We start from the raw sequence: 1,057 nt of genomic DNA, 5'->3' as shown, positions 1-1,057 counted from the left end.
TGTATTGATCACGAGCGTTGTTAACGCTGGCCGGTCTTGATCGTGGCGAAGGCCCCCGTGTGTGGTGGAGGTGTCGAATCTTCACCGCACGGAGGCCTTCGTGTCCCACCGTAATGCCCGGCTGACCGTTCACGGCAGGCGAATGCTCGTCGAACGTGTCCGCTCCGGCCGTCCCGTCGCCCACGTCGCCGCAGAGATGGGCATCTCCCGTCCCACAGCCCACAAGTGGATCCGGCGCTGGCGGTCCGAGGGCGAGAGCGGACTCATCGACCGCTCCAGCCGCCCCCACAGGACACCGCACCGGACCGCAGCCGCCACCGAGGCACATGTCTGCAGGCTGCGGCAGGACCGCAAGCTGGGCCCCGCACGTATCGGATCGATCCTGGGCCTGCCCACCTCCACCGTGCACCGCATCCTCACCCGGCACGGCCTGAACCGCCTGGCCTTCCTGGACCGGCCCACAGGGGAAGTGATCCGACGCTACGAACGGGCCCGGCCCGGCGAACTGGTCCACGTCGACGTCAAGAAACTCGGCCGTATCCCCGACGGCGGCGGCCACAAAGTCCTGGGCCGACAAGCCGGCCGGGCCCGGCGAAGCAGCGTGGGCTTCGACTACGTCCACTCCGCCGTCGACGACCACAGCCGCCTCGCCTACAGCGAGATCCACAGCGACGAGAAGGCCGCCACCTGCGCCGCCTTCCTCCGCCGGGCAGCAGCCTTCTTCACCACCCACGGCATCGACCGCATCGAACGGGTCCTGACGGACAACGCCTGGCCCTACCGCAAGAGCTTCGCCTGGCGGCAGGCCCTGGCCGACCTCGGCGCGACCGGCAAGCTCACGCGCATCTACCGGCCGCAGACCAACGGCAAGGTCGAACGCTTCAACCGCACCCTGCTCGACGAGTGGGCCTACCTACGGCCCTACACCACCAACCAAGAACGGACCGAAGCCCTGGCAGACTTCCTGCACACCTACAACCACCACCGCTGCCACACCGCACTCGGCGGCCACCCACCGATCAGCCGCGTGAACAACGCTTCAGGTCAATACACCTAG

At 67.9% G+C, this 1,057-nt stretch carries 1 protein-coding gene; it reads left to right on the top strand.

The window, feature by feature from the left end; genetic code table 11:
• The first annotated feature begins 100 nt into the window (after window positions 1–100).
• The gene (locus ACIF83_RS45675; protein WP_399736571.1) at window positions 101–1,057 is read left to right on the top strand and encodes an IS481 family transposase; all 957 of its coding nucleotides are present in this window, start codon (window positions 101–103) and stop codon (window positions 1,055–1,057) included.

Source organism: Streptomyces sp. NPDC085866 (assembly GCF_044541035.1).
Lineage (GTDB): Bacteria > Actinomycetota > Actinomycetes > Streptomycetales > Streptomycetaceae > Streptomyces.
This window is presented reverse-complemented; position numbering and strand designations above follow the sequence as displayed.